19 protein-coding genes and 2 tRNA genes are annotated in these 25882 nt (G+C 68.1%); 6 read left to right on the plus strand and 15 right to left on the minus strand.

Annotated features, from left to right (window positions below; all coding sequences use genetic code 11):
* The first annotated feature begins 94 nt into the window (after window positions 1–94).
* Window positions 95–1423 (plus strand): diguanylate cyclase, encoded by a 1329-nt coding sequence (locus C0481_RS07780; protein WP_293402359.1) that lies wholly within the window; start codon window positions 95–97, stop codon window positions 1421–1423.
* Between the two features lie 109 nt (window positions 1424–1532).
* On the opposite strand, the gene C0481_RS07785 is transcribed toward C0481_RS07780, so the two are convergent.
* From C0481_RS07785 to C0481_RS07805, 5 genes are all read right to left on the minus strand, one after another.
* On the minus strand, window positions 1533–2912 hold the full coding sequence (locus C0481_RS07785; RefSeq protein ID WP_293402360.1) for a metallophosphoesterase: 1380 nt from the start codon (window positions 2910–2912) through the stop codon (window positions 1533–1535).
* Between the two features lie 356 nt (window positions 2913–3268).
* Window positions 3269–5620, minus strand: a complete 2352-nt coding sequence (locus C0481_RS07790; protein WP_293402362.1) for an arylsulfatase — start codon at window positions 5618–5620, stop codon at window positions 3269–3271.
* A 584-nt stretch (window positions 5621–6204) separates the two neighbouring features.
* Window positions 6205–9693, minus strand: coding sequence for a transcription-repair coupling factor (gene mfd, locus C0481_RS07795; protein ID WP_293402364.1), 3489 nt, complete (start codon window positions 9691–9693; stop codon window positions 6205–6207).
* On the minus strand, window positions 9683–9973 hold the full coding sequence (locus C0481_RS07800) for a succinate dehydrogenase assembly factor 2 (protein ID WP_293402366.1): 291 nt from the start codon (window positions 9971–9973) through the stop codon (window positions 9683–9685). Before C0481_RS07800 ends, mfd begins: the two co-directional genes overlap by 11 nt.
* 63 nt (window positions 9974–10036) lie before the next feature.
* Entirely contained in the window at window positions 10037–10630 is a 594-nt protein-coding gene (locus C0481_RS07805; RefSeq protein ID WP_293402368.1) for a hypothetical protein, read from the minus strand.
* Between the two features lie 76 nt (window positions 10631–10706).
* On the opposite strand from C0481_RS07805, the gene recG reads away from it, so the two are divergent.
* A complete protein-coding gene (gene recG, locus C0481_RS07810) occupies window positions 10707–12782 on the plus strand; it encodes an ATP-dependent DNA helicase RecG (RefSeq protein ID WP_293402370.1) in 2076 nt (691 codons plus the stop codon).
* Between the two features lie 8 nt (window positions 12783–12790).
* On the opposite strand, the gene C0481_RS07815 is transcribed toward recG, so the two are convergent.
* The 5 genes from C0481_RS07815 to kdsA are packed head-to-tail and all read right to left on the minus strand — an operon-like array spanning window position 12791 to window position 18294.
* On the minus strand, window positions 12791–13786 hold the full coding sequence (locus tag C0481_RS07815; protein ID WP_293402372.1) for an NADP-dependent oxidoreductase: 996 nt from the start codon (window positions 13784–13786) through the stop codon (window positions 12791–12793).
* A gap of 54 nt (window positions 13787–13840) precedes the next feature.
* Window positions 13841–14965: a DUF3089 domain-containing protein gene (locus C0481_RS07820; RefSeq protein ID WP_293402374.1), complete on the minus strand. Its 1125-nt coding sequence runs from the start codon at window positions 14963–14965 to the stop codon at window positions 13841–13843.
* A gap of 12 nt (window positions 14966–14977) precedes the next feature.
* Window positions 14978–15976: an ADP-glyceromanno-heptose 6-epimerase gene (gene rfaD / locus C0481_RS07825; protein ID WP_293402376.1), complete on the minus strand. Its 999-nt coding sequence runs from the start codon at window positions 15974–15976 to the stop codon at window positions 14978–14980.
* Entirely contained in the window at window positions 15973–17427 is a 1455-nt protein-coding gene (gene rfaE2 / locus C0481_RS07830) for a D-glycero-beta-D-manno-heptose 1-phosphate adenylyltransferase (protein ID WP_293402378.1), read from the minus strand. The genes rfaD and rfaE2 overlap by 4 nt, the downstream gene beginning before the upstream one ends.
* Window positions 17428–17448: 21 nt before the next feature.
* A complete protein-coding gene (gene kdsA / locus C0481_RS07835; protein WP_293402380.1) occupies window positions 17449–18294 on the minus strand; it encodes a 3-deoxy-8-phosphooctulonate synthase in 846 nt (281 codons plus the stop codon).
* 185 nt (window positions 18295–18479) lie between these two features.
* On the opposite strand from kdsA, the gene C0481_RS07840 reads away from it, so the two are divergent.
* Genes C0481_RS07840 through sseA form a run of 3 tightly spaced genes read left to right on the plus strand, consistent with a single transcriptional unit; the run spans window position 18480 to window position 21613 of the window.
* Entirely contained in the window at window positions 18480–19736 is a 1257-nt protein-coding gene (locus C0481_RS07840; protein WP_293402382.1) for a cyclopropane-fatty-acyl-phospholipid synthase family protein, read from the plus strand.
* Between the two features lie 42 nt (window positions 19737–19778).
* Window positions 19779–20777 (plus strand): cysteine synthase A, encoded by a 999-nt coding sequence (locus C0481_RS07845; RefSeq protein WP_293402384.1) that lies wholly within the window; start codon window positions 19779–19781, stop codon window positions 20775–20777.
* 2 nt (window positions 20778–20779) lie between these two features.
* The gene (gene sseA, locus C0481_RS07850; RefSeq protein WP_293402386.1) at window positions 20780–21613 is read left to right on the plus strand and encodes a 3-mercaptopyruvate sulfurtransferase; all 834 of its coding nucleotides are present in this window, start codon (window positions 20780–20782) and stop codon (window positions 21611–21613) included.
* Here sseA and C0481_RS07855 read toward each other — a convergent pair.
* The gene (locus tag C0481_RS07855; protein WP_293402388.1) at window positions 21610–22677 is read right to left on the minus strand and encodes an amino acid ABC transporter substrate-binding protein; all 1068 of its coding nucleotides are present in this window, start codon (window positions 22675–22677) and stop codon (window positions 21610–21612) included. The genes sseA and C0481_RS07855 overlap by 4 nt on opposite strands.
* Before the next feature lie 96 nt (window positions 22678–22773).
* On the opposite strand from C0481_RS07855, the gene metC reads away from it, so the two are divergent.
* Complete coding sequence (gene metC / locus C0481_RS07860; RefSeq protein WP_293402390.1) at window positions 22774–23967, plus strand: cystathionine beta-lyase; 1194 nt, start codon at window positions 22774–22776, stop codon at window positions 23965–23967.
* Here the strand turns inward: metC and C0481_RS07865 are convergent.
* The 4 genes from C0481_RS07865 to C0481_RS07880 all read right to left on the minus strand — a co-directional run bounded on the left by C0481_RS07865 (window position 23964) and on the right by C0481_RS07880 (window position 25827).
* Window positions 23964–25274, minus strand: a complete 1311-nt coding sequence (locus tag C0481_RS07865) for a M20/M25/M40 family metallo-hydrolase (protein WP_293402392.1) — start codon at window positions 25272–25274, stop codon at window positions 23964–23966. The two genes, metC and C0481_RS07865, sit on opposite strands and share 4 nt — an antisense overlap.
* A 54-nt stretch (window positions 25275–25328) precedes the next feature.
* A tRNA-Arg gene (locus C0481_RS07870) sits at window positions 25329–25405 on the minus strand.
* Between the two features lie 11 nt (window positions 25406–25416).
* A complete protein-coding gene (locus C0481_RS07875) occupies window positions 25417–25722 on the minus strand; it encodes an ETC complex I subunit (protein WP_293402394.1) in 306 nt (101 codons plus the stop codon).
* A gap of 28 nt (window positions 25723–25750) precedes the next feature.
* Window positions 25751–25827: transfer RNA gene (locus tag C0481_RS07880), tRNA-Pro, on the minus strand.
* Between the last annotated feature and the right edge of the window lie 55 nt (window positions 25828–25882).

The raw sequence follows: 25882 nt of genomic DNA on the forward strand, positions 1-25882 counted from the left end.
TGTGCCATTCGCCTTGCGGCTGTATAGTTGTGGCGCACGTCGATTCCCCCCCAGCCTGGGCGGGCGCGCGACCGCGAGGCCAGGGTTTAAGCGAATGACGGCGGGCGTCCAGGCGCGAGTCTTGATCGTTGCAAAGGACGACGCGATGGCGGGGCCGCTGGCCGATGGCCTTGATCGGCTCGGCTGGCGCACCGTGACGGCCAGAGGGCCGTATGCGTCCGTGGCGGCGCTGGCGGACCTCAATGTCGAGGCGGCCATTGTCGACCTCGCCAGCGGCGGCCACGAGGCGCTGACCATGGCGCGGCGGCTGAAGTCCGCCTGCGCCCCGCGCCGTCTGCCGGTGATCGCAATCGGCGATCCGGGCCCGGAACTCGAGACCTACGACTTCGACCTGACGCTGGCTGCGCCCGTGCATCCCGCCCAGATGGTGATGCGTCTGGAGACCTTGGTCCGCACCGCCGTGGCCGAGGAAGAGTTCGAACTGCGGCTGGAGACTTTCGCCGAGCGCGGCCGGCGACTGGACATGCCCGAGCCGGACGCCACGCCCTATCACGTCCTGGCGATCGGCGAGCCGGCGCCGCAGTTCCTCGCCCTGGCCAACGCCCTGACCCGCTCAGGCGCCGAAGTCGTGGGCGCTTTCACCGCCTATACGGCCTTCGACTATCTGCATGAGCGGCCGTTCGACGCTGTCGTGCTGTGGGCCGGCGACACCAGCCAGGAAGCGCTGTCCATCGCCGCCGGAATGCGCCGCAACACCCGCCTCTATCACACGCCCGCCCTGCTCTATATGCGCCAGGAGAGCTACGTGACGATGTCGGAGGCCTACCATCGCGGCGTCTCCGACGTGGCCTCGCCCGAGACCCCGGAAACCGAGACGGCTCGGCGCGTCCTGGAACTGGCTCGCAGCTATCGCCGCCAGACGTCGATCCGCCGCGCGCTGGAGCTGGCCCGCACTTCGGGCCTGATGGATGCGGCCACCGGCCTCTTCACCCGCGACCTGTTCGCGCGCCATGCCGGACGCCTGGCCCAGGCCTCCCGCGTCCGCGGCCGCCCGCTGTCGGTCTGCGTGCTCAAGGTCGCCGAGCGGACCGACGTCTCAGCCGCCCGCGCCGGTGGCTGGCTCGACCGGGCGATCCCCCAGATCGGCTCGATGATCGGCCGGCTGGTCCGCGTCGAGGACACCGCCGCGCGCCTGGGGCAGGAAGTCTTCGCCCTGGCCCTGCCGGCGACGGGCAAGGCCGCCGCACGCGCCGCCGGCGAGCGCATCGCCGCCGTCATCGGCTGCACCGCCTTCGAGGCCGGCGACGGCCAACCGCCGTTCGTGGTCGACTTCGACATCGGCGTCGCCGAGGTCACCTCGCCCGAAAGCGTCGGCAAGGCGCTCGAGGAGGCCGCGGCAAGGGCTCACCAAAAAGCGAGCTAGAACGTCCCGGCACGGCGACGTCGAACACGGGCCCCGTGCGTCGAACGACGACGGCCGGCGTCGATGCGTCGGCGGCCTACCCGCTAGCTAACGCGCCTACGGGCGGCCATTAGATAGCGAACTCATGCCATCCCCAACTCGCGCTTAGGCTCGGGCCGAGGAAGGTTTCACCGTCCAAGCCCGCGCCGACATGCCAAAGCGACGGCCAGTCGATCCCCTCCACGCCGGTCGGGCTTGCCCCGATCAACGACGACCACGGTGATGCAGGGTCCGTTCGCCATAGCAAGCCGCCAGCCCCCATAGCCGGACAAATCCGCAGGTCGAGCGTAAACGCCGCCGCGTCGCCGAGGGGTGGGCCCTGCCAGAAGTGCGGGCTGCGCCCAGGGGTGCGCGCGATGATCGCTGTGAGCCGCTGCTCGGGCCCACGGAGCCCGATCCAGATCATCGGAAGTTTCCCAGGGGAATTGGCGCAGAACAGGGTCTGGGCCTGCGCAGCCGACGATGCCGTTGTCCCGGTTATCGAGAGATCAAGCACCGCTCGTTCGGGCAGTCGTGCTTGGAGGGGTGCGTCTTGAGCACCGATGCCTAGGGGCGACGGCGCCGCGAAACGCGGCAGCGGCCAAGCCAACTGCTCGCGCCGCCGCCCGCTTTCATCGAGCACCTGGTAACGGAGACCGGCATCGTCCAAGGCGGCTTGGACGCAGTGAAGGTACTCGACGCCCTCGGGCATGCGATGAGCCGTCCCTGCCCCGGCGGTGCAGAGTTGCAGCACCCCCCGATGAACCTGCACATCAAAGGCCAGGATGTGGCTGCAGACATAGGCGAGGACGCCCTCGCGCACGAGCACCTCCCACATTGGGCCGGCGTGCTCCGGGCCGATGTCGCGCTGGTATGCGCCAGAGAAGCCGTTCACCGAGAAAATGGGGTGATGGCCAATGACGATCTTGCGCCTGGCGTCGCGGTGCTCGACCAGGACGCGTTCCAGCCAGGTCACGTCGACATAGCCTTCCCCGCCGAGTTCGGTCGCCAGCGTGTGGACGAAGACCAGCAGCAGGTCGCCGCGGCGCACGTAGTAGGAGAGCCCCTCCTGGCCGGGCGGCCCATTGCGGGGCATGCCGAGCACCTCCCGGAAAACGCGCTCACTCATTCGGTTGTAGGTCGTGTGATTGCCGGTGGCGTGCCAGATCGGCGTGGTCGTCCGGTCGAGCCACGCCATTTCCACATCCAACCAATGCCGCCATTGGCTGCGCAACTCAGCCTCGTCTGGGGTCAGCCCGACGATTTCATCCCCTGGAAAGATCACAAACTCGGGCGTGGGTTCGAGGCGACGGACGACATCACAGACCTGGGAAAAGGTGGTCTCGTGCAGCGCGCCCGGCACGCCTGAACAAGCGTCGCCGAAGATGACAAACCGCCACCCATCGCCGCGCGGCAGTAAGGCTGGAATACCTGTGGCGTCGGCGGGAGCTGTCTGGGCAGGGATGTTCATTGAGTGTCCCAAAAACAAAAAAAGCCCGCCTGGGCAGGCGGGCGTATCAACGGCGAATGGGATGGCTGTGACTTGAGAGCTAGCTCAAGCAGCAGCGCATAGCCGGCCGTGACGCCCAAGGGCGTCGGCGTCGGTTCGAGATCGTGCGGCCATGCGACATGCCGTGATGCTCGTCTCCACACGCGCGTCTTGTCAAGGCGCCGGGCGAACGCCGCCCCAGCCGAAGCCACGCAACTCCAATGGCGATCTTCCGCTTTCCGCCGCTCGCAGACGTGGGAGGCGTATGCTTTCGGACACGGAGGCCGATGTCCGTTGTGGGGTCTAGCCTATGGCTGAAACCGACCCAACGCGGCCGTTCATTCGTGGGTGTCGGCGAAGGCGGTTTGCATGCGGTGGAGCCTGGTCTCGTCCTCGGGCGACAGATCGCGCGGGCCGAGTTCGACATCGACGCGCAGCACCTTTCCGGTGAACCGGAACGGGGCCTTGTAGCTCTTGCCGACCGGCGAGCCGGTGTCAGCGCCGACCCCGAAGGTGTCGATGCCGAAGCGGCCGGCGACGGTGTTCTCGATCCGAGTGCGGCCGACCTCCTTGCCGTCGATGCCGATCACCGCCTCGCCGCCCTTGCCGAGGCCCCCGCCGTCATAGGCGAACTCGACCGTGACCTTGGAGCGGCCGGCTGGCACGGGGATGTCGGAGGTCAAGGTCGTGCGTTCCTTCTCGAACCAGTTGTAGTGATAGACCAGCTTCCCATCCTGAACGTAGAGCGCGTAGCCGGCCGAGGCGCCGCCGGCCGCGACGATCATCCCCTCGCCTCCGGACTTGGGCATTTCGATCTCGGCGGTGATCCGGTGCGAGCGGTTCTTGGTGTTGGGCGAGGCCGTTTCGGCCAGCCGCAGGGCGCCCGGATAGTAGGTGAAGTGGGTGCGGTTCGGATCGGCGCCGCCCGGCGGCGGCTTGGGCGTGGCCAGCCGTCCAGAGCCGCGGTCGTCGAACGGGTAGACGTTGTTCTTGGCGGCTTCCTCGTCGAACACCGCCTTCAGCTCGGCCAGCTTGTCGGGATGGACCGCGGCCAGGTCCTTGGCCTCCGAGAAGTCCTCGTCGAGGTGGTAGAGTTCCCACTTGTCGTTTTCCCAGTGGCCGGGGGCCAGGTCCTGCCGCCAGGGCAAGGTGTGTTGGGCGCAGGCGATCCAGCCCTTGTCGTAGATCGCCCGGTTGGTGAACACCTCGAAGTACTGGCGCTCGCGCACCGGCTTGGCCTTGGCGTCGGCGAAGGTCGAGGTGATCGGGACGCCGTCGAGCGGCTTCTGCTTCACGCCGTCGACCGACTCAGGCGCGGGAATGCCGGCGATGTCGAGGATGGTCGGCATGATGTCGATCAGGTGGGTGAACTGGTCGCGCACGCCGCCATGGTCGGTGATCTTGGCCGGCCAGGCGGCGACCATCGGATTGCGCGAGCCGCCCAGGTGGGAGGCAACCTGCTTGACCCACTGGAACGGCGCGTTGCCGGCCCAGGCCCAGCCGAGGGGATAGTGCGGCTCGGTGTCGGGCCCCCCGATCTCGTCGAGCTTGGCGAGGTTGTCCTCTAGCTTGGAGGGCACGCCGTTGAGATTCATGATCTCGTTGACGGTGCCGGAGAAGCCGCCCTCCGAACTCGCGCCGTTATCGCCGACGATGTAGAGGATCAGCGTGTTGTCGGCGTCGGGCAACTGCTCGATCGCCTCGATCAGCCGGCCGCATTCGTCGTCGGCATAGGCCAGGTAGCCGGCGAAGTTTTCCATGAAGCGGGCATAGAGCTTGCGCTCGTCGGCCGAGAGGCTGTCCCACGGTTTGACCCACTCGGGGCGCGGGGTCAGCTCGGTGCCGGGCGGGATGATCCCCTTCTCCAGCTGACGGCGATAGGTGGCCTCGCGCACGGCGTCCCAGCCGGCGTCGAACTGGCCGGCGAACTTATCACGCCAGGCCGTGGGCGCGTGGTGCGGGGCGTGGGCGGCGCCCGGGGCGAAATAGAGGAAGACCGGCTTCTGCGGGGCCACGGCCTTGCTGTAGCGAAGCCAGTTGATGGCCCGGTCGGTCATGTCCTCCATGAAGTGATAGCCCTCTTCGGGCGACTTCTCGGGCTCGACCGCGACAGTGTTCTCAAACAGCACCGGGTAGTACTGGTGGGTCTCGCCGCCGATGAAGCCGTAGAAGTAATCGAACCCGAGACCGGTCGGCCAGCGGTCGAAGGGACCGGCGACGCTGCTCTCCCAGTCGGGAGTGTTGTGGTTCTTGCCGAACCACGAGGTGGCGTAGCCGTTGCCCCGCAGCACCGTGGCGACGCTCGCCGTGCTCTTGGGGATCATGTTGTTATAGCTGGGAAAGCCCGTCGCCCATTCCGACAGGAAGCCGACGCCGCAGTTGTGATGGTTGCGGCCGGTGATCAGCGCCGCGCGCGACGGGCCGCAGATCGCCGTGGTGTGGAAGCGGTTGTAGCGCAAACCACGCGCCGCCAGCTTGTCCAGGGCGGGCGTCGGGACCGGTCCGCCGAAGGTGCTGACCTGGCCGAAGCCGACGTCGTCGAGCAGGATGACCACGACGTTGGGCGCGCCTTCGGGCGGCTTTGGGACGGCGGGCCAGTCCTCCTTGGAGTCCAGATAGGTCTTGCCGATGACGCCCTTGAACGGCGGCTCGGACAGCGGAAGACGGGTGCGGTCGGTGGCATCGGCCATCGTGGTCTCCTGGGCGCGCTGAATGCGCCTGGGAGCTAGCCAAGGCGTCCCCAGGCTCGCCATCGGGGCAAACCCGGAGGCGGCGCTCGGTTAGGCCCGCGATAGCGGCGCCTTGCGAGCGAACCGTAGCTGTCAGCTAGATGGCGTTCGCCCGAGCGCTCTCTGTGTCCGCTACCCACCCTTCGCTGCCGTTCGCGGCGTCCGCTTCTGGTCGATCTGCTGGACGTCCGCTGTATGCGGTCCCGGACCGAAATCGACCCGTTGCGGACACTCGGCTTGCTAGGACCTACAGCCAGCCACGGGCTTGAAGGGCAATGACGTCCAAGTATCCGGCGAAGGCGCTAGCCGCCAACAGCAGCAGCAAGTGCAAAATCATCGCGCACCAGTAAGCGAAGGGCGCAGACGCCCTCCGGGCGCCCGGTAGCCCGACGTATACCCAGTAGGTCCCGCTTCGATAGGATCGCCACAGGGTGAACGCTAGAATTGCCGGAACGAGATTCAGTGCGAGCGAAAAAAACACAGGCAGCCGCTCTCCCCCAATGGGAGCGACAACTTAAAGCGGCGCCGCGCGCCGCCAAGCGAATTCAGGCGGCCAGCTTCGCCAACTCGCTCAGAATGCCCTCGGCCGCGGCCAGGCGCTGCTCGGGGGTCTCCCATTCGCCCTTCACAACGACCTTGTGGTCAGGTCGGATCTTCCAGGCGACCTGGTTCTTCTGAACGAAGCCGACCAGGCCCATCGGGTTCTTGAACTCGTCGCCCCGGAAGGTGACGACCGCGCCCTTCGGCCCGACGTCGATCTTGGCGACGTTGGCCTCGCGGCACATGCCCTTGATGGCCACGACCTTGAGCAGCTGGCCGGCTTCCGGCGGCAGCGGCCCGAAGCGGTCGATCATTTCGGCAGCCAGGGCTTCGCGGTCGCCCGCCTTCTCGGCGTCCGACAGGCGGCGATAGAGCGACAGGCGCACGTTCAGGTCCGGCACGTAGTCGTCGGGGATCAGCACGGCGGCGCCGGTATTGATCTGCGGCGACCATCCGCGGTCAGCCGCCTCGCCCTTGCCGGCCAGTTCCTTGAGCTCGTTGACCGCGTCTTCCAGCATCTGCTGGTACAGTTCGACCCCGATCTCGCGGATATGGCCCGACTGTTCGTCGCCCAGCAGGTTGCCGCCGCCGCGCTGGTCCAGGTCGTGGCTGGCCAGCTGGAAACCGGCCCCCAGATTGTCCAGGGATTGCAGCACCTTGAGGCGGCGCTCGGCCGACAGTGTCACCTGCTTCTCGGCCGGCGTGGTCAGGTAGGCGTAGGCCCGGGCCTTGGCCCGGCCAACCCGGCCTCGCAGCTGATACATCTGAGCCAGACCGAACATGTCGGCGCGGTGCAGGACCATCGTGTTGGCGCTCGGGATGTCGAGGCCGCTCTCGACGATCGTCGTCGACAGCAGCACGTCGTACTGCCCCTCGTAGAAGGCGCTCATCACCTCCTCGAGCTGGGTCGGCGCCATCTGGCCGTGACCGACGACGAACTTCACCTCGGGGACCTGCTCGCGCAGGAACTTCTGCAGATCCGGCAGGTCGCTGATCCGCGGGGCGACGTAATAGGCCTGGCCGCCACGGTACTTCTCGCGCAGCAGCGCCTCGCGGATGACGACCGGATCGAAGGGCGTGATGTAGGTCCGCACCGCCAACCGGTCGACCGGCGGCGTGGCGATGATCGACATCTCGCGGATGCCCGACAGCGACATCTGCAGCGTGCGCGGGATCGGCGTCGCCGTCAGGGTCAGCATGTGCACGTCGGCGCGAAGCTCCTTGAGCTTCTCCTTGTGCTTGACCCCGAAGTGCTGCTCCTCGTCGACGATCACCAAGCCGAGGTCCTTGAAGCTGACCTGCTTGGACAGCACCGCATGGGTGCCGACGATGATCTCGACCTCGCCGTTGGCCAGGGCCGTGCGGGTCTCGCTGGCCTCCTTGGCCGGGACCAGCCGCGACAGGCGGCGGACCTTGACCGGCCAGCCCTGGAACCGCTCGGAGAAGGTCTTGTAGTGCTGACGCGCCAGCAGCGTGGTCGGGGCCACGACGGCGACCTGCTTGCCGCTCATGGCGACTACGAAAGCCGCGCGCAGGGCGACCTCGGTCTTGCCGAACCCGACGTCGCCGCAGATCAGGCGGTCCATCGGCTTGCCGGCGCCCAGGTCCTCCAGCACGTCGCCGATGGCGTTGAGCTGGTCCTCGGTCTCTTCGTAGGGGAAGCGGGCGCAGAACTCGTCGAACACGCCATGCGGCGGCGTGATCGCGTCGGTGTCCTTGGTCGCCCGCTCGGCCGCGATGCGAATAAGGCCGATGGCCATCTCGCGCAGGCGTTCCTTGGCCTTGGCCTTGCGGGCCTGCCAGGCCGCGCCGCCAAGGCGGTCAAGCTGGACGTTCTCGCCGTCCGAACCATAGCGAGTCAGCAGGTCGATGTTTTCGACCGGCAGGTAGAGCTTGGCCTCGCCGCCGTACTGCAGTTCCAGGCAGTCGTGTGGCGCGCCCGCGACGTCTAGGGTCTTCAGCCCCTCGTAGCGGCCGATGCCGTGGTCGATGTGGACGACGAGATCGCCCGGCGTCAGTGATGAGGCCTCGGCCAGGAAGTTCGAGGCGCGGCGCCGGCGGCGCGGGCGCGCCAAGCGGTCGCCGAGGATGTCGGTTTCGGAGATGACCGCCAGCTTGTCGGTCTCGAAGCCCGATTCCAGCGGCAGCACCACGCGCTGGAAGACCTTCGGATCGGCCGCACGCGCCGCGTCCCAATAGGGCGCCAGCGAAATGTTCTTCAGGCCATGGTCGGCCAACATCGCGCCAAGACGATCAGACGATCCGTCCGACCAGGACGCGAACAGGACTCGCTTGCCCTCCCCCACCAGTCGCTTGGCGTGGTCGGCGGTCGCCTCGAACAGGTTCACCGAATCCTGCTGGCGCTCGGCCGTGAACGCGCGCCCGAGCCGCGCGCCCATGTCGATGACGCTCTCGCCTTCGACCTCTTGGAACGCCGAGAACCGCCGCGTCGGGCGCACCGCCAGCCGCTCGCGGTACTCGTCGGCGTCCATGTAGAGCCGCGTCGGCTCCAGCGGCCGATAGTGCACCTTGCGGTCGGCCTGGGCGCGGGCGTCGTAGGCGTCCTCAATCATCGAGAGACGCTCGTCGCGGGCCCCATCGGCCAGGTGGTCCAGGGCGATCAGCGTGTCGCTCGGCAGATAGTCGAGCAGCGTCGCCATGTCCGGATAGAACAGCGGCAGCCAGTGCTCCATGCCGGCGCGGCGACCGCCCTCGCTGACCGTGTCGTAGAGCGGATCCCCGCCCGGCGCCCCGAAGGCTTCGACATAGCCGCGGCGGAACCGCGAGATCGCGTCCTTATCGAGCAACGCCTCGCTGACCGGCAGCAGCGAGATGTCTTTCAACTGCCGGGTCGAACGCTGGGTCTCGGGATCGAAGCCGCGGATCGATTCCAGCGTGTCGCCGAACAGGTCGAGACGAACGGGCTCTTCAGCGTTGGGCGGGAAGACGTCGATCACCCCGCCGCGGATGGCGAACTCGCCGCGTTCCGACACCGTGGAGGCGCGCTGATAGCCGTTGATCGCGAAGTAGCGTTCGAGATCGGCGATTTCGACGACGTTGCCGACCGTGGCCGAGTAGGCCGCGCCCTCCACCGCCGACTTCGGCGGTACGCGCTGGACCAGCGCCGGGACCGTGGTCACCAGCAGGGCGGGCTTTTTGGCGTCGAACCCCTTGGCCAGCCGGGCCAGGGCCGTCATCCGCTCGGCGGCGGCGCCGGCCGAGGGGCCGATGCGGTCGTAGGGCAGGCAGTCCCACGAAGGAAAGCGAACGATCTCGACGTTCGAAGCAAAGAACGAGAAGGCGTCGATGAAGGCCGACAGGCGCGATGCGTCACGGGCCACAAACACCGAGAGCCCGCCGCGTGACTTGACGATGTCCGCCATCACCAGGGCGTCGAAGCCCTCCGGCGCGCCGACCAAATCAAGACGCCCGGGGTCCTGGGCGATGCGCCGCGTCTCCGCCGCCGTCGGCGCGCGGAAACCGTCAGCCGCCATGCGGCCCTCCCCGCGCCTCGAAAGCTTCGAAGCGGAAGGTCTTGATCATGCCCATGATTTCGCCGTCGAACTCAGGCGGCGTCGGCGTGCGCTCGACGATCCACTCGTACAGGTCCTGATCGGCCTGCTCCATCAACGCCTCGAAGGCGTCGAGCTGGTCGACGGTCAGCGTATGGGCGTACTTGTCGGCGAACGGCCCCAGAATGAGGTCCGCTTCCCGGAAGCCCCGGTGCCAGGCCCGGAACTTCAAACGCTTCAGTCGTGTGTCATCGATACTCATGGGCGAGCGGCCGATATAGGCCGCTGCGCCCACTCACGCCAGTCCGCGTTCGCCGAAAACGTGTCAGCCCCAATCGCCGCCGCGCCAGGTGAAGGCCACGGCCTTGAACGGCGTATCTCCGACCTGCAGCGCGCCGTCGGCCACGGTCACGCCGTCCTTGCCCTTCGTGCCCTTGGTCTTCTTCAGCGCCGCAGGGTCGAGCTTCACGTCCAGCCGGACATCGCCCAGCTTCGGATGCTTGCCGACCAGCCTGATCCGCTCGTCGGTAACGGCGTAGGCGTCCGGCAGCACCTTGAGCTTCACCGAATAGACGACGTTGCCGAGCGCGTTCTTGCGGGCCGGGCTGGTAATGTCGACGAACTCCAGCATCACCGGCGCATAAGTCTTGGTCCGCTCGCCTCGTTCCCAGTCGTTGAAGCCCATCTGGCCGGCGATGTGGAGGTTGTCGAGCCGGTAGTCGCCGACCTTCACTTCGGCGGTCGGCAGATAGTAGCCGAACTGGTCGTCGCCCTTCGGCCGGGTCAGGCCCGTGAACGTCGGATCGACCGGAACGGCGGGTTCGGCGACCGGGGCCTTGGCCTGTTCGACCTGTTCGGCCGGCGGGCTGCAGGCGGCCAGCAGGACGACGCTCGCCGCCGCGAGAAGCGCTTTACGCATATGATTTCCCCCCTGGGTTTTGCGGAACTTCATCATGGGCGCCGCAGCCTGTCCATGGTCGCGCTATGTTCCGCCCATGCGGCCCGAGATTCTCTTTCCGCTCTTCGCTCCGATCACGACCCTCAAGGGCGTCGGCGCGCGCGTGGCTCCCCTGCTGGAGAAGCTGGCGGGGCCGATCGTGCGCGACGTGGCGTTCCTGCGCCCGCACTCGGTGATCCGCCGCGAGCACGCCACCGTCGCCAACGCCATCGAAGGCGCCGTGCAGATCTTCGAGGTGCAGATCGACGCCTACAAGCGCCCGCGCAGCCCCCAGCAGCCCTGGCGGGTCGAGACCTACGACGGCACCGGCGTGCTCAGCCTGGTGTTCTTCGGCAGCTTCGGCGGCCAGCTGGAGGCCAAGCACCCGCTCGGCGCCAAGCGACTGGTCAGCGGCAAGGTCGAGCGCTTCGGCGCGGGCCTGCAGATCGCCCACCCCGACTACATCGTCGCCATCGATCGCGCCGAGGACATCCCGGCCTTCGAGGCGGTCTATCCGGCCACCGCCGGTCTGCCGGCCCGCACCGTCCGCAAGTTCGCGCTCGAGGCCCTCGGCCGCGCGCCCGAGCTGCCGGAGTGGCAGGACGCCGCCTGGCTGGCCCGCGAACGGTTCCCCAGCTGGCGCGAGGCGCTGGCGCTCATGCACGCCCCGCAATCCGAACTCGACCTCGCGCCCCAGACCCTCCACGCCCAGCGCCTGGCCTATGACGAGCTGCTGGCCCACCAGCTGGCCATGGCCCAGCGCAAGTCCGAACGCCGCGCCGAGCCCGCCGCCCGCATCGCGGCCTCCGCGCGGGCCGGAAGTGTGCGCGAGGACCTGCCCTATCGCCTGACCGGCGCCCAGGACCGCGCGCTGGCCGACATCCGCCGCGACCTCGAGGCCGGCGACCGCATGAGCCGCCTGGTGCAAGGCGACGTCGGGTCCGGCAAGACCGTCGTCGCCATGCTGGCCATGGCCGACGTCGCCGCCGGCGGCGGCCAGAGCGCGCTGATGGCCCCGACCGAGATCCTGGCCCGCCAGCACTTCGAGACCATCTCCGGCCCGCTGTCGGACCACGGGATCACCGCCATCCTGCTGACCGGTCGCGACAAGGGCGCGGCGCGGGCCGAGAAGTTGCGGGCCCTGGCCTCCGGCGCGGCGCAGGTCGCGGTCGGCACCCACGCCCTCTTCCAGGACGACGTCGGCTTCCAGAATCTCCAGCTGGCGGTCATCGACGAGCAGCACCGCTTCGGCGTCGCCGAACGCCAGCGGCTGCAGGCCAAGGGCCAGGCCGTCCATCTGATCGCCATGTCGGCGACCCCGATCCCGCGCACCCTCGAGCTGACCATCTACGGCGACCTCGACGTCTCGCGAATCGACGAGAAGCCGCCAGGCCGCACGCCGGTCGCCACCCGCGCCGTGCCGACGACCCGCCTGGACGAGATCGAGGCCCGGCTGCGCGACGCCATCGCCCACGGCGCCCAGGCGTTCTGGATCTGCCCGCTGGTTTCGGAATCCGAACTGGTCGACCTCAAGGCCGCCGAGAAGCGCGCCGCCGAGCTGCGGGCGAAGATCGGCCCCGGCGTCGGCCTGGTGCACGGCAAGATGACCGGCCCGGAGAAGGACGCGGTCATGGCCGACTTCGCCGACGGCAAGATCAGCCTCCTGGTGGCCACGACCGTCGTCGAGGTCGGGGTCAACGTCCCCAACGCCACGATCATGGTCATCGAACAGGCCGAGCGCTTCGGCCTGGCCCAACTGCACCAGCTGCGCGGCCGGGTCGGCCGCGGCTCGCGCGAGAGCGCCTGCGTCCTGCTCTACGACCCGCCGCTCTCTGAGACGGCGCAAAAGCGCCTCGACATCCTGCGCCGCACCGACGACGGCTTTCTGATCGCCGAACGCGACCTGGAGCTGCGCGGCGGCGGCGACGCCCTCGGCCTGCGCCAGTCCGGCTTCCCGGCCTACGTGTTCGCCGATCCCATCGCCCATCGCGACCTGATCGCCGCCGCCGGCGACGACGCGCGGCTGATCCTCGAACGCGACCCGGAGCTGACCTCGCCTCGCGGCCAGGCGCTGCGCGTGCTGCAGGAGCTGTTCGACTGGCGGCCGAGCTCGCCGCTGAAGGACGCTGGTTAAGGCCCCGGCTAGCTGACCTTGACCATGCGCTTGCCGCGGTTCTCGCCCGCCAGCAACCCGACCAGGGCGGCCGGCGTGTTCTCCAGCCCCTCGATGACGTCCTCCTGGACCTTCAGCGCCCCGCTGGCGACCCAAGCCTGAAGCTCCGCCAGGGCGATATCGCGGCGGTCATAGAAGTCCGAGACGATGAAGCCGCGCACGTTCAGCCGCTTGGTGACGATCAGGCCGGGCACCCCGCGCGGCCCATGCGCCGGAGCGGCGCCGTCGTACTGGGAGACCGCCCCGCAGCAGGCGATGCGGCCAAAGTTGTTCATGTTGAACAGCGCCGCCTCGAAGATCTCGCCGCCGACATTGTCGAAATAGATGTCGATCCCGTCGGGGCACGCGGCCCGCAGCGCGCGGCGCACGTCGCCAGCCTTGTAGTCGACCGCCGCGTCGAACCCGAGCTCGTCCGTCAGCCAGGCGCACTTCTCGGCCCCGCCGGCGATCCCGACCACGCGGCAGCCCTTGATCTTGGCCAGTTGCCCGACGATCGAGCCCACCGATCCCGCGGCGGCCGAGACCACGACCGTTTCGCCGGCCTGCGGCCGACCGCACTCCATCAGCCCGAAATAGGCCGTCAGCCCGGCGACGCCGTAGACGCTGATCAGGTGGGTCACCGGCGTCAGGTCCGGCAGCGGCGACAGGCCCTTGGCCGGGACCGCCGCGTACTCCTGCCAGCCGGTGTCGGCGAACACGAGGTCGCCGGCAGTCAGGCCCGCCGCCTTGCTCTCCACCACCTCCGCGACCGATCCGCCGGCCATCACATCGCCGGCCTGCAGCGCCGAGCGGTAGGTCGCGCCCTGCATCCAGGCGCGGTTGGCCGCGTCGAGCGAGATGTAGCGGGTGCGCACCAGCACCTCGCCGTCCGCGGGCGTCGGGGCCGGCGTCGTCTGAAGCCGAAAGTGCTCCGGCGTCAGCTTGCCCTGCGGGATCTGCTCAAGAACGATCTGGCGGTTGTCCATCCGGCGTCTCCTGTCCTGCGGTGACGAGACGATGATCCCCGAAGCCCGCCAGGGTCAATCGACAGGCTTGGCCCCATGCTCGGCCAGCGCCGCGACCCGGGCGCCGGCGTCGGCCTCCAGGTCGGCGAAGAACACGTTGTAACCGGGCGCCCGGCGCCGGTCGGTCCACGACCCGGCGGGCCTCAGCGACGGCGACTTCGGCCGCGTCACCCGCAGGATGCCCTTCTCGCACTTGGCGCCGACCTGGCGGGTCAGAAAGGCCGGCCGCGCCCCCCATTCCAACCCGGTCGCGTTGGTGGCCCCCAGGTTGAGCCTGGCCGGCGCCTCGGCGTCGAAGACCGCCCCGAACAGCGGATTGAAGCAGATCGGCGTACGGCCGCCGAGATTGACCAGTTGCCCGGCGTCGCCCCAGACCAGCGAACGGTCGAGCAACGCCTGGGCGCGCTCGGGTTCGCCGTCATAGACCGAGGCCCAGGCCGCCAGGCACCCGGTCTGCTTGGGCGCGATGCACGGCGGCAGCGGCGGCTTGTCCGAGGGGACGACCGTCTGCATCAGGTAGGCTGCGGCGATGCGCGCCCGCAGCGCGGGATTGGGCGCGATCTCCTCGGCGATCAGCCGCGCGGCCAGGGTGCCCCCCTGCTCCACTCCGACGATGACGAACGGACGGTCGAGGTTGTAGTGGGCCACGTAGTAGCGGAACGCTTCGGCGACATCGCCATAAGCGAAGCGGCGCGCCTCCTTGGCGTCGTCGCGCAGCGTCATCAACGTGTACAGGCTGGCCTGGCGGTAGCGCGGGGCGAAGATCCGCCCGACGCGCACGAACGGACCGGCATAGTTCGGCGCCATCACCTGGCGGAACAGCCGGTCGGCCCTCGGATCGTCGATCGGCGCATTCCAATGGCGACCGCCATCGAACGTCGTCGGGCCGACAAAGAAGACGTCGGCCGGCGGCTCTGCGGCCGTGGGCGCCTCGGGCGCGTTCGGCATCAGCGCCCAGGCCGAGCGCTCGGCATAGTTCGGCGCCGGCGGCGGGTCATAGATCTGGAACGGCTCCTTGGGATCGAGCCGCGTGCGCAGGATATCGTCGCGCCAGACATAGACGGCTGCCGACAGCACCAGCGCGGTCAGCACGATCGCGGCGGCTGCTAGACGCCGAAAACCCTTGGGACGATCGGCCATACGTCCCTTCGCCTAGCGGTAGGGGTCGGGCTGGGAGAGATAGCGCTTCACGTAATCGGTGACGCCGTCCTCGAGAGTGGTCATGGGCTGGTTGTAGCCCGCCGCCTGCAGCCGCTCCATGTTCGCCTGGGTGAAGTACTGGTACTTGTCCCGGATCGCCGGCGGCATCGGGGTGTACTCAATCTCCGGTTCGCGGCCGGCCGCCGCGAACACCGCGCGTGCCATGTCCTCGAACGTGCGGGCGGTTCCCGAGCCAAGGTTATAGACGCCGTTCACCTGGTCGTTCTTGGCCAGCCATCCGATCACGTCGGCCACGTCGCGGACGTAGACGAAGTCGCGAGTTTGGCCGCCGTCCGGCACGCCTTCGCGGTACGACTTGAACAGCTGCACCGAATGGCCGTCGCGGACCTTCGGCCAGATCTGCGAGGCGACCGACTTCATCGAGTGCTTATGCTCTTCGTTCGGCCCGTAGACGTTGAAGAACTTCAGGCCAACCCACTGCGGCGGCGCATAGTCGCGCGCGGCCTGGCGCGCCGCGAAGAGATCGAACAGCGCCTTGGACCAGCCATAGGTGTTCAGCGGGCGCAAACCGGTCAACCACTCCAGATCGTCACGATCGCGAAAGTCGGTGGAGTCGCCATAGGTCGCGGCCGACGAAGCGTAGATGAAGCGGCGCTGGTGATCGGCGCACCAGCGGAACAGGTCGCGCGACAGCGTGAAGTTCGAATGGATGATCTTGTCGGCGTCCGGCTCGGTGGTCGACGACACAGCGCCCATGTGGACCACCAGCTCGACGTCGCGCCAACGCTTCTCCAACCACTCGAACATCGCTTCGGGGGCCACGAAGTCGCCGATCGGATGCTTGGCGATGTTGCGCCATTTGCCGAGCTCGGCCTCGCGCAGGCGGTCGCAGACCACCACGTCCAGCGACGGGTCCTCGGCCAGCTTGGCGACGATGTTCGAGCCGATGAAGCCGGCGCCGCCCGTGACGAAGATGATGCGACGCGTCATGCCTTCTCCTGCATCCGTGCGATGGCGGCGGTCGTGGAATAACCGTCCACGAGCTGAGCCAGCCTGACCTCGCCGCCATAAGACTTCACAAAGTCGCCGCCGACCACCTCGCTCTCAGCGTAGTCGGCGCCTTTGATCAGCACGTCGGGCCGGGCCGCCTCGATCAGCGCGATGGGCGTGTCCTCGTCGAACGGCGCCACCAGGTCGACCGACCCCAGTCCGGCCAGCACCATCGCCCGGCTCTCCAGGTCGTTGACCGGGCGTCCCTCGCCCTTCAGCTCGCGCACCGAACGGTCGGAGTTTACGCCGACGATCAGCCGGTCGCACCAGGCTCTCGCCTGGGACAGATAGGCGACATGGCCGCGATGCAGGATGTCGAAGCAGCCGTTGGTGAAGCCGACCTTCAGCCCCTTGGCGCGCCAGCGGGCGATCTCGTCGGCCATCCGCTGCGGGGTGGCGATCTTGGCTTCAGCCGGGGCCATATGGGCGGTGATCGACGCCTCGATCATCTCTTCAGGCGTCACGACCGCGGTGCCCGCCTTGCCGACCGCAACGCCGGACGCCAGCATCGCGAACTCGATGGCGTCGGCGACATCGACCTTGGCCGCCAGCGCGACGCCCAGCGCCGCCAAGGTGGTGTCGCCGGCGCCGGAGGCGTCAAACACCTCGCGCGGCACGCCTGGGAAGTGGCGAACCGGCTCGCCGCGGACGGCCAGCGAGATGCCCTTGGCCGCGCGCGTCACCAAGATCGCCTTGGCTTCGCAGAGCGTCAGGGCGTGGCCAAGCGCGGCCTCGATCTCGGCATCGGTTTGGGTCGGCATGTCGGTGGCGTGCGCCAGCTCGGCCGCATTCGGCTTGACGATGTCGACCGCGCCATAGCGCGCAAAGGATCGGGCCTTGGAGTCGACGATCATCAGCGCGCCGGATGCCCGGCAGGCCTCAATGACCGCCGCGGTCACCACGCCCTTGCCGTAGTCCGACAGCAGGATGACGCCCGCCCCCTTGGCCACGTCGCGGACCGTGCGGACGAGGCGCTGCTCTACGTCGCCGCTGGCCGGGCCGCTGGTCTCCATGTCGACGCGCAGCAGCTGCTGCCCGCCGGAGACGAAGCGGGTCTTCAAGGTGGTCGGCCGCGCCGCATCGCTCACGACGAAGCCCTCGACGCCCTCTTCCGCCTTGATCAGCCGCAGGGCCTCCACGCCCTCAGGGTCGCCGCCGATCATCCCGACCAGACAGACCTCGCCGCCCAGCGCCGCAGCGTTGCGCGCGACGTTCCCGGCCGCGCCCAGCATCACCAGCTCACGCTTGCGCGCCAGCACCGGGATCGGCGCTTCCGGCGAGACCCGGGTCACGTCGCCGTAAACGAACCGGTCCACCATGAGGTCGCCGACGCAGACGATGCGGGCGCCCGACAGGGCCGAGAGGATCTTTTGAAGGGCCGCCAGGTCCATGATGCTCAGACCCTACGCCGATTACTGAACCGCCGCATGAACGGCTTTGACGCTGGCCAGCAGGTCACGCGCGCCATCGAGCGGCAGGCAGCTCGGACCGTCGCACAGCGCCTTGTCGGGGTCGGGGTGGAACTCGAAGAACACCCCGTTGGCGCCCGAGGCCACCGCCGCCTTGGCGATAATCGCGACGCCGTCGCGACGCCCGCCCGTCGAGGCGCCCCCGGTCCGCGGGTCGGCGCCGGGAAGCTGCACCGCATGGGTGGCGTCGATCGTCACCGGCGCGCCGAGCTTCTTCATCTCCGGGATCGCGAGCATGTCGACCACCAGATTGTTGTAGCCAAAGGAGCTCCCGCGCTCGCACAGGACCACACCGACGTCCGACACTTCCTTGATCTTGCTGAGGATGTTCTTGGTGTCCCAGGGCGCCAGGAACTGCGCCTTCTTGACGTGCACCAGGCCGCCGGCCGCGCCGGTCGCCTTGGCGGTCGCCACCACGAGATCGGTCTGCCGGCAGAGGAAGGCCGGAATCTGGACGAGGTCGGCCACGGCGGCCACCGGCTCGGCCTGCTCGACCTCGTGCAGGTCTGTGCAAACCGGAACGTTCAACTGCGCCTTCACCTCGGCCAGGATCTTCAGGCCTTCCTTCAGGCCCGGGCCCCGGAAGCTCTTCACAGACGAGCGGTTGGCCTTGTCGAAGCTCGCCTTGAACACATAGGGCAAGCCCAGCTCGGCGGTGACCGCCTTCAGATGGCGGCCGGTTTCCAGCGCCAAGTCCAGGTCTTCGATGACATTCAGCCCGGCGATCACGACCAGCGGCTGGCCGTCGCCGATCGAGAGATTCCAGCGATTAAGCGTCAGTGCGGTCATGACAATCTCGAATTTGGGTGATCTGCGGCGCGCTCGCGCCAGGGCCTAAGTGGCGCGCGTGCGCCCGGTTCACAAGCGCGAAAACGTGAACCTCTGCAACCAGCTGCACAGCTTCCGCGTACTGGAGTTGATTCTATTCAATCCCAAATGCAGTGTTGCAGGTGTGAAAATCGAGGGTTGCGACCATGAGCTTGGCGCACGAACCATCGCTGGCGGCCCTGGCCGCCTCACCCAGGGCCTTCGGCAAGCTGCCGGCGCTCGTCGGCGCGCCCGCCGCATTTCGCTTTGCGGCGCGGCTGATGGCCCTCAACTGGAGGGTGGGTTCGCTGACCTTTGTCACGCCCTCCGGCCAGGAATTGCGGATCAAGGGCGCCGACCCTGGGGTCGACGGGCGGATCATCGTCCACGACTTCGGCTTCATGCGGCGGGTGCTGGCGGCGGGCGACATCGGCTTCGCCGAGGGCTACATGGCCGGCGAGTGGGACACCCCCGACCTGTCGGCCGTGCTCAGTACGGTCAGCATGAACTTCGACCGCATGGCGCGCTTCTTCATCGGCAACCCGGTGGTGCGCGCGGTGAACTTCATCGGCCACAGCCTTCACGCCAACACCCGCAAGGGCTCGCGCAAGAACATCCACGCCCACTATGACCTGGGCAACGCCTTCTATTCCCAGTGGCTCGACCAGACGATGACCTACTCGTCGGCGCGCTACTCCCATGACGGCGAGGCGCTCGAGCTCGCCCAGACCAACAAGTACCGCTCGCTGGCCCAGGGCATGGGCCTCGAGCCCGACCACAGCGTGCTGGAGATCGGCTGCGGCTGGGGCGGGTTCGCCGAGTACGCGGCCAAGGAGGTCGGCGCCAAGGTGACCGGCATCACCATCTCTCAGGAGCAGTTCGACTTCGCCCGCAAGCGCGTCTTCGAGCAGGGCCTGGCCGAGCGCGCCGAGATCCGGATGGTCGACTACCGCGACGTCCACGGTCAGTTCGACCGCGTCGCCTCGATCGAGATGTTCGAGGCGGTGGGCGAGCGCTATTGGCCGACCTACTTCGGGAAGATCCAGGATGTGCTGCGGCCGGGCGGCCGCGCCGGCCTGCAGATCATCACCATCCGCGACGAGATCTTCGAATCCTATCGGCGCCGCGCCGACTTCATCCAGAAGTACATTTTCCCCGGCGGCATGCTGCCCTCCGAGGCCCGTCTGAAAGACGTGACCAACGGGGCGGGCCTGGCCTGGACCGGGATCGTCCGCTTCGGCCACGACTACGCCGACACCCTGGCGGAATGGGGCCGGCGCTTCGAAAGCGCCTGGGACGACATCGCCACGCTCGGCTTCGACGAGCGGTTCCGCAAGCTCTGGCGGTTCTATCTCAGCTATTGCGAGGCCGGGTTCCGCACCGAGCGAACCAATGTGGTGCAGCTGAGCCTCGCCAAGACCTGACCCCCCTGTTCCTCGAGCGCGACCAGCCTTAAGTAGACGGCCATGACCGTCGCCAGCAGCGTCCTCGACGCCATCGGAAACACGCCTCTGATCCGCCTCCGCCGTGCGAGCGAGGCGACAGGATGTGAGATCCTCGGCAAGGCCGAGTTCATGAACCCTGGTGCGTCGGTCAAGGACCGCGCAGCCCTCTACATCGTGCGCGACGCCGAACGCCGTGGCCTGCTGCGTCCTGGCGGCCGGATCGTCGAAGGCACCGCCGGCAACACCGGCATCGGTCTGGCCATGGTCGGGGCGGCCAGCGGCTATAAGACCACCATCGTCATCCCCCGCACCCAGAGCCAGGAGAAGAAGGACGCCATCCGTCTGCTTGGCGCCGAGTTGGTCGAGGTCGATGCGGTCCCCTACTCCAACCCCGACAACTACGTCCGCTACTCCGGCCGCCTGGCCGAGGAGCTGAACGCCAAGGAGCCGGCGGGCGCGATCTGGGCCAACCAGTTCGACAACGTCGCCAATCGTCAGGCGCACGTCGAGACGACCGCCCCGGAGATCTGGGAGCAGACCGGCGGCAAGGTCGACGCCTTCATCTGCGCCGTCGGCTCAGGCGGCACGCTCGCCGGCGTCGCCGAGGGCCTGCGCGCCCGCAATCCGAACGTCAAGATCGGCCTGGCCGATCCGCACGGCGCGGCGCTCTATTCCTGGTACGCCGACGGCGAACTGAAGTCGGACGGGACTTCGATCAGCGAGGGCATCGGCCAGGGCCGCATCACCGCCAACCTCGAAGGCCTAACCGTCGATCATCCCTACCGCATCGACGACGTCGAGATGCTCAATGTGATCTTCGATATGGTCGAGCATGAAGGCCTGGTGATGGGCGGCTCGACCGGCATCAACGTCGCCGGCGCCATCCGCATGGCCAAGGATCTCGGCCCCGGGCACACCATCGTCACCATCCTCTGCGACCAGGGCGCCCGCTACCAGAGCAAGATCTTCAACCCGGCGTTCCTCAAGGAGCGCGGCTTCCCGATCCCGCGTTGGCTCTAGTCATGGATCCGGTCGTCTCCACGGCCTGGCTGGCCGAGCGCCTCGGTTCGGTCCGCGTCGTCGACGGCAGCTGGCACATGCCCGCCGAAGCCCGCAACGGCCGCGAGGAACACCTCCAGCGGCATATTCCTGGAGCCGTGTTTTTCGACATTGATCATGTCGCCGATCACGACACCGACCTACCGCACATGCTGCCGACGCCCGAAGCCTTCGCCCAGGCCGCCGGCGAGCTCGGCCTGTCGCGCGACGCCGACATCGTCGTCTACGACGTCCATGGCATCCGCTCGGCCGCCCGCGTCTGGTGGACCCTGCGCGCCATGGGATACGACAAGGTCCGCGTGCTCGACGGCGGCCTGCGCAAATGGCTCGCCGAAGGCCGCCCGGTCGAAGCCGGCGAGGTCGTTTCTGAGCCCGTCGTCGTCACGCCGAGGTTCGACGCCGACCTGGTCCGCGACGCCGAGGACGTCCGCTCGATCCTGCAGACGGGCGCGGCGCGCATGCTCGACGCCCGCTCAGCCGCCCGCTTCCGCGGCGAAGCGCCCGAACCACGCGCCGGCCTGCGGTCCGGCCACATGCCGGGCGCAGCGAATGTACCCTGGGAACAGGTCATCGCTGACGACGGGACCCTGCGGCCCGCGCACGAACTGAAATCCATCTTCGAACAATCCGGCGTCGACCTCGCCAAGCCGATCGTCACGACCTGCGGCTCAGGCGTGACCGCCTCCGTGCTCGCCCTGGCGCTCGCCCGCCTCGGGTTGGTCCGCACGGCCGTCTACGACGGCTCCTGGACCGAGTGGGGCGGCCTGTCCAACGCCCCGGTCGTCACCGGCGCCTAACGCGCCGGCGGCGCATAGAGCAAACCGGGTTTCGGAGCGTTCCACAGCGCGTTGTGGCCCCGCTCGAGCTTCAACGCCGACTGCGGTCCCAGATTGCGGGCGAAGACCTCGTCATAGGCGCCGACCTGGGCGATGGCCTGAAGCGCAAAGTCCGCCCGCAGCCCCATCAACGGGCCGAAATCGCCCTCAACCCCCAGCAGGCGCCGGACCCGGGGGTCAATCGAGTTCTTGGCGAGATCCTCCGCGGTCTTCGAGCTCACCCCAATCTCCTCGGCCAAGATCAGCGAGTAGACCGTCCAGCGCACGATGTCGGTCCAGACAGGATCGTCCTGGCGGACCGCGACGGCCAGCGGCTCCTTAGAGATAACCGTCGGCAGGATCGCATGGGCGTTCGGGCTGTTCATCACCGAGCGCGCCGAGGCCAGCGCCGAGACGTCCGCAGTGAAGGCGTCACACCCTTCGGCCTGATAGAGCGCACGCGCCTCGGCCTCTGACTTGGTGACGACCAGGGTGTACTTCAGCCCGCGGGCCTTGAAGTAGTCCTCGACATTGGTCTCACTCGCCGTGCCGCGCTGAACGCAGATGCGCGCGCCGTTGAGCTCGTCCGCGCTCGTCAGGTTTAGCGCCTTGGGCGCCAGAAACCCTTGTCCATCGAAATAGGTGATCGCTGCGAAGTCCACGCCCTCGCCGGCGTCGCGCGCCAGCGTCCAGGACGTATTGCGTGAAAGGATGTCGATCTTGCCGCTGCGCAACGCCTCAAAGCGGCCCGGCGCATCCACCGGGGTGAAGCGTACCGCTTTGGCGTCGCCCAACACGGCCGCCGCGACGGCGCGGCAGATATCGACGTCGAAGCCGCGCCAGCCGCCGCGATCGTCGGCGAAGGCGAAGCCCGGTAGCCCAGGATTGACCCCGCAGGAGATCCAACCGCGGGCCTTCACGGCGGCAAGGGTCGGGCTGGGCTTGGGCTTGTAGGCGCCCGCCGGCGCAGGCGTCTCGACTTTCGGCGCGGGCTGGGGCGGCGGCGCGGTTTGTTCCTTCCCGCAGGCGGCCAGCAACAGCGCCACGGCGATGCAGCTGGAGGTCTTGGTAGAAATACTGAGCCGCGAGATTGGCCGCCCTCCTTGATTGCAAAGCTGTGGAGGCTCTAATGCCACGCGATCATGGCTCAAGTTCGCTCCCCCTCGTCAACCCGCGTCGCCCAAGAAACTCGCCTCGTTCGCGCCGGGGCGCGCGAGGGCGAACTGGTGAAGACTGTCGGTCCGCCGATCCAGAAGGGGTCGACTGTTCTGTTGCCCAATGCGGCGGCGCTGTACGACGACGATGCCTTCCTGACCTACGGTCGCGCCGGCCTTGCCGCCCATGACGCCCTGAAGTCCGCTCTGGCCGAGATGGAAGGCGCCGAGGGCGTCTGCCTTTACCCGTCAGGCCTGGCGGCGGTGACTGGAGCCGTCCTGGCGGTGCTGCAGGCCGGCGACGACGTGCTCGCGGCCGACAACATCTACAAGCCCAGCCGGCGGTTCTGCGACAACGTCCTGAAGCGCTACGGGATCGGTGTTCGCTACTTCGACTCTCGACTGTCGCCGGACGCGCTGATCGCGCTGGCCGGCGAACGGACCCGGCTGATCATGATGGAGTCGCCCGGATCGCTGACATTCGAGATGATGGACCTGGCTGCGGTCGCTGCGCTGGCCAAGGCGAAGGGCATCCTGACGCTCACCGACAACACCTGGGGCGCCGGCTACCTCTTCAAACCGCTCGAGCACGGCGTCGACATCAGCGTCCAGGCGCTGACCAAATATGTCGGCGGACACTCCGACGTGTTCATGGGCTCAACCGCGGCGCGGGACCCGGCGCTGGTGCGCCAGCTCGAAGATGGCGTGCACAATCTGGGCTGGTCGGTCTCCGCCGACGACGCCTACCAGATGCTGCGTGGCCTACGCACGCTTCCAGCCCGGCTCAAGGCCCAGGGTGACGCGGCGCTGAACATCGCCCAGTGGCTGTCCGAGCAGCCGGAAGTCGCCAAGGTCATCCATCCGGCGCTCCCTGGAGCAGCCGACCACGACCTCTGGACGCGGGACTACAGCGGAGCCTGCGGCCTGTTCGGCTTCGTGCTCAAGGGCGGCTCACCGCAAGCTGCAGACGCGTTCCTCGACGCTCTGCAGCTGTTTGGACTGGGCTTCTCGTGGGGCGGCTTCGAAAGCCTGGCCATCGTCAGCGACCCGCAACTCGGCAAGCGCAAGTTCGCGCCGACCTATGAGGGCCCGTTGATGCGCCTTCACATCGGTCTCGAGGCCGAGGCGGACCTGTTGGCGGACCTGCGCAGAGGCCTCGACGCCTTCGTCGCAGCCCGCTAGGGCTGCGCCATCCGGCTCATGAACAGGGCGGCCCGTTTGGTCTGCCGATCCAGGCTGCTGATGTCCATGGTCTCGCCAGGCGCGTGAGCGCCGGCGCCCGCCGCGCCGAACCCGATCAGGCCCGGAACGATGTCGCCGACGAAACCAATGTCGCCAGCCCCGCGCTTGAGCGGATCGAGCTCGGCCATCGGCTCCAGCCCGAGGTCGCGGTTGACCTCGTTGAGCCGCGCCAACAGCTGCCGCGACGCCTCGCTGGGCGCCATGGCCGGGTAGCCGTCGTCAAACGCGATGGACGCGGTCGCACCGCCCAGCGGCTGGGCCACGATGGCCCGCATCTTCCCACGGATGCTTTCGGTCTGAGCGTTGGAGAGCGTACGCAGATCGCCACGGGCCACAGCCTGGGCCGGGATGATATTGGTCTTGCCGCTGGCGAGGCCGCCGGTGTCGCTGTCGTTCGCGGCGGCCGTCGTCCCGGCCAGCATGTAGCCGACGTTGAACGTCGCATTCGGCTCGCGCGCCTCCTCGCGGAAGGCGTCGACGATGCGGGCCAGTTCGTAGGCGGCGCCATAGCCGACGCTGTCGTTGAAGACGCCTGACGAGTGCCCGGACTTGGCGGTGATCGTCAGTGTCCAGTCGGTCGAGGAGCGGCGGGCGATCGACGCCATGTCCTTGCCGTTCTCCTGAGCGAGGCCCTCGAACTCCAGAGCTAGGTCGCTGGCTTTAGCGGCGCTGATCAGGTCGGCGCGCGACACCGACAACGGCCGCCCGGCCCGCTCCTCGTCGCCGGTCAGGACGATGGTGATGTCGGCGTCCTTCAGGGTTCCGGCCGCCTGCATGGCCCGCAGAGCGGCGACCATGATCACCAGCCCGCCCTTCATGTCGTTTACCCCCGGCCCTTCGGCGATATCGCCGCGGCGGACGTACTTCTGGAACGGGCTGTCGGGCTCGAACACCGTATCGAGGTGGCCGATGAGCAGCATCCGCCTGCCTTTGCCCGATCCCTTGTGGACCGCCACCACATGGCCGGCGCGATCGACCTTGGCCATCGGAATCCAGCGTACGTCGAAACCCAGGGCGATCAGCTCGGCCTGCATCCGGCGGCCGACCTCTTCCACCCCGGCCTTGTTGAGGGTGCCGCTGTTGATGTTGACCAGCGTCTCCAGCATCTGGAGCGAGCGGCCCTCCTCGGCGGCCGCGGCCTGGACCAGCTTCTGTTCCTGGGCCGACAGGCCAGCCGCATACGCCGGATCGGCGACGAGCAGGGCCAACACCGCCAGCACGGCGGCGGAAGACTTCAAACGGATCACACGCGATTCCCCCAGGCGACTTGGATCCACCACAGCCGCCGGAGGACAGCCGCCTGGCGCGCCCAGCAGGACTCGAACCTGCAACCGTCCGCTTAGAAGGCGGATGCTCTATCCGGTTGAGCTATGGGCGCCTGGCCGGCCGCTAGTGCGTCCAGGACTGCTTGCGATTGTAGGCGAAGTTGTCCGCGTAGGCCTTCAGGATGCGCTTTGGCGCCTTCGGCTCGGTGATCTGGAACGGAATCCCGTGCGCCTGGGCGTAGGTCACCGCATCGTCGCTCGTCTCGAACGACAGGCGAATCTGGCCGTTCATGTCGTTGGTCAGCGTCCAGCCCATCAGCGGGTCGGAGCGACGGGCCGAGGCAGGCTCGAACTCAAGCACCCAGTCCTTGGTCTTAGCCTTGCCGGACTGCATGGCGTTCTTGGCCGGACGGTAGATGCGCGCGAGCATGCGAACCCTCTTAGAAATTTCACCGGCGTGGTCGGGGCGGCAGGATTCGAACCTGCGACCCTCTGGTCCCAAACCAGATGCGCTACCAGGCTGCGCTACACCCCGAATAACGCCGGCGAGGGCGAGATATAAGGCTTTGGCCTTTCCCGCAATTGAACAA

Source organism: Phenylobacterium sp. (assembly GCF_013822795.1).
Taxonomy (GTDB): Bacteria; Pseudomonadota; Alphaproteobacteria; order Caulobacterales; family Caulobacteraceae; genus Phenylobacterium.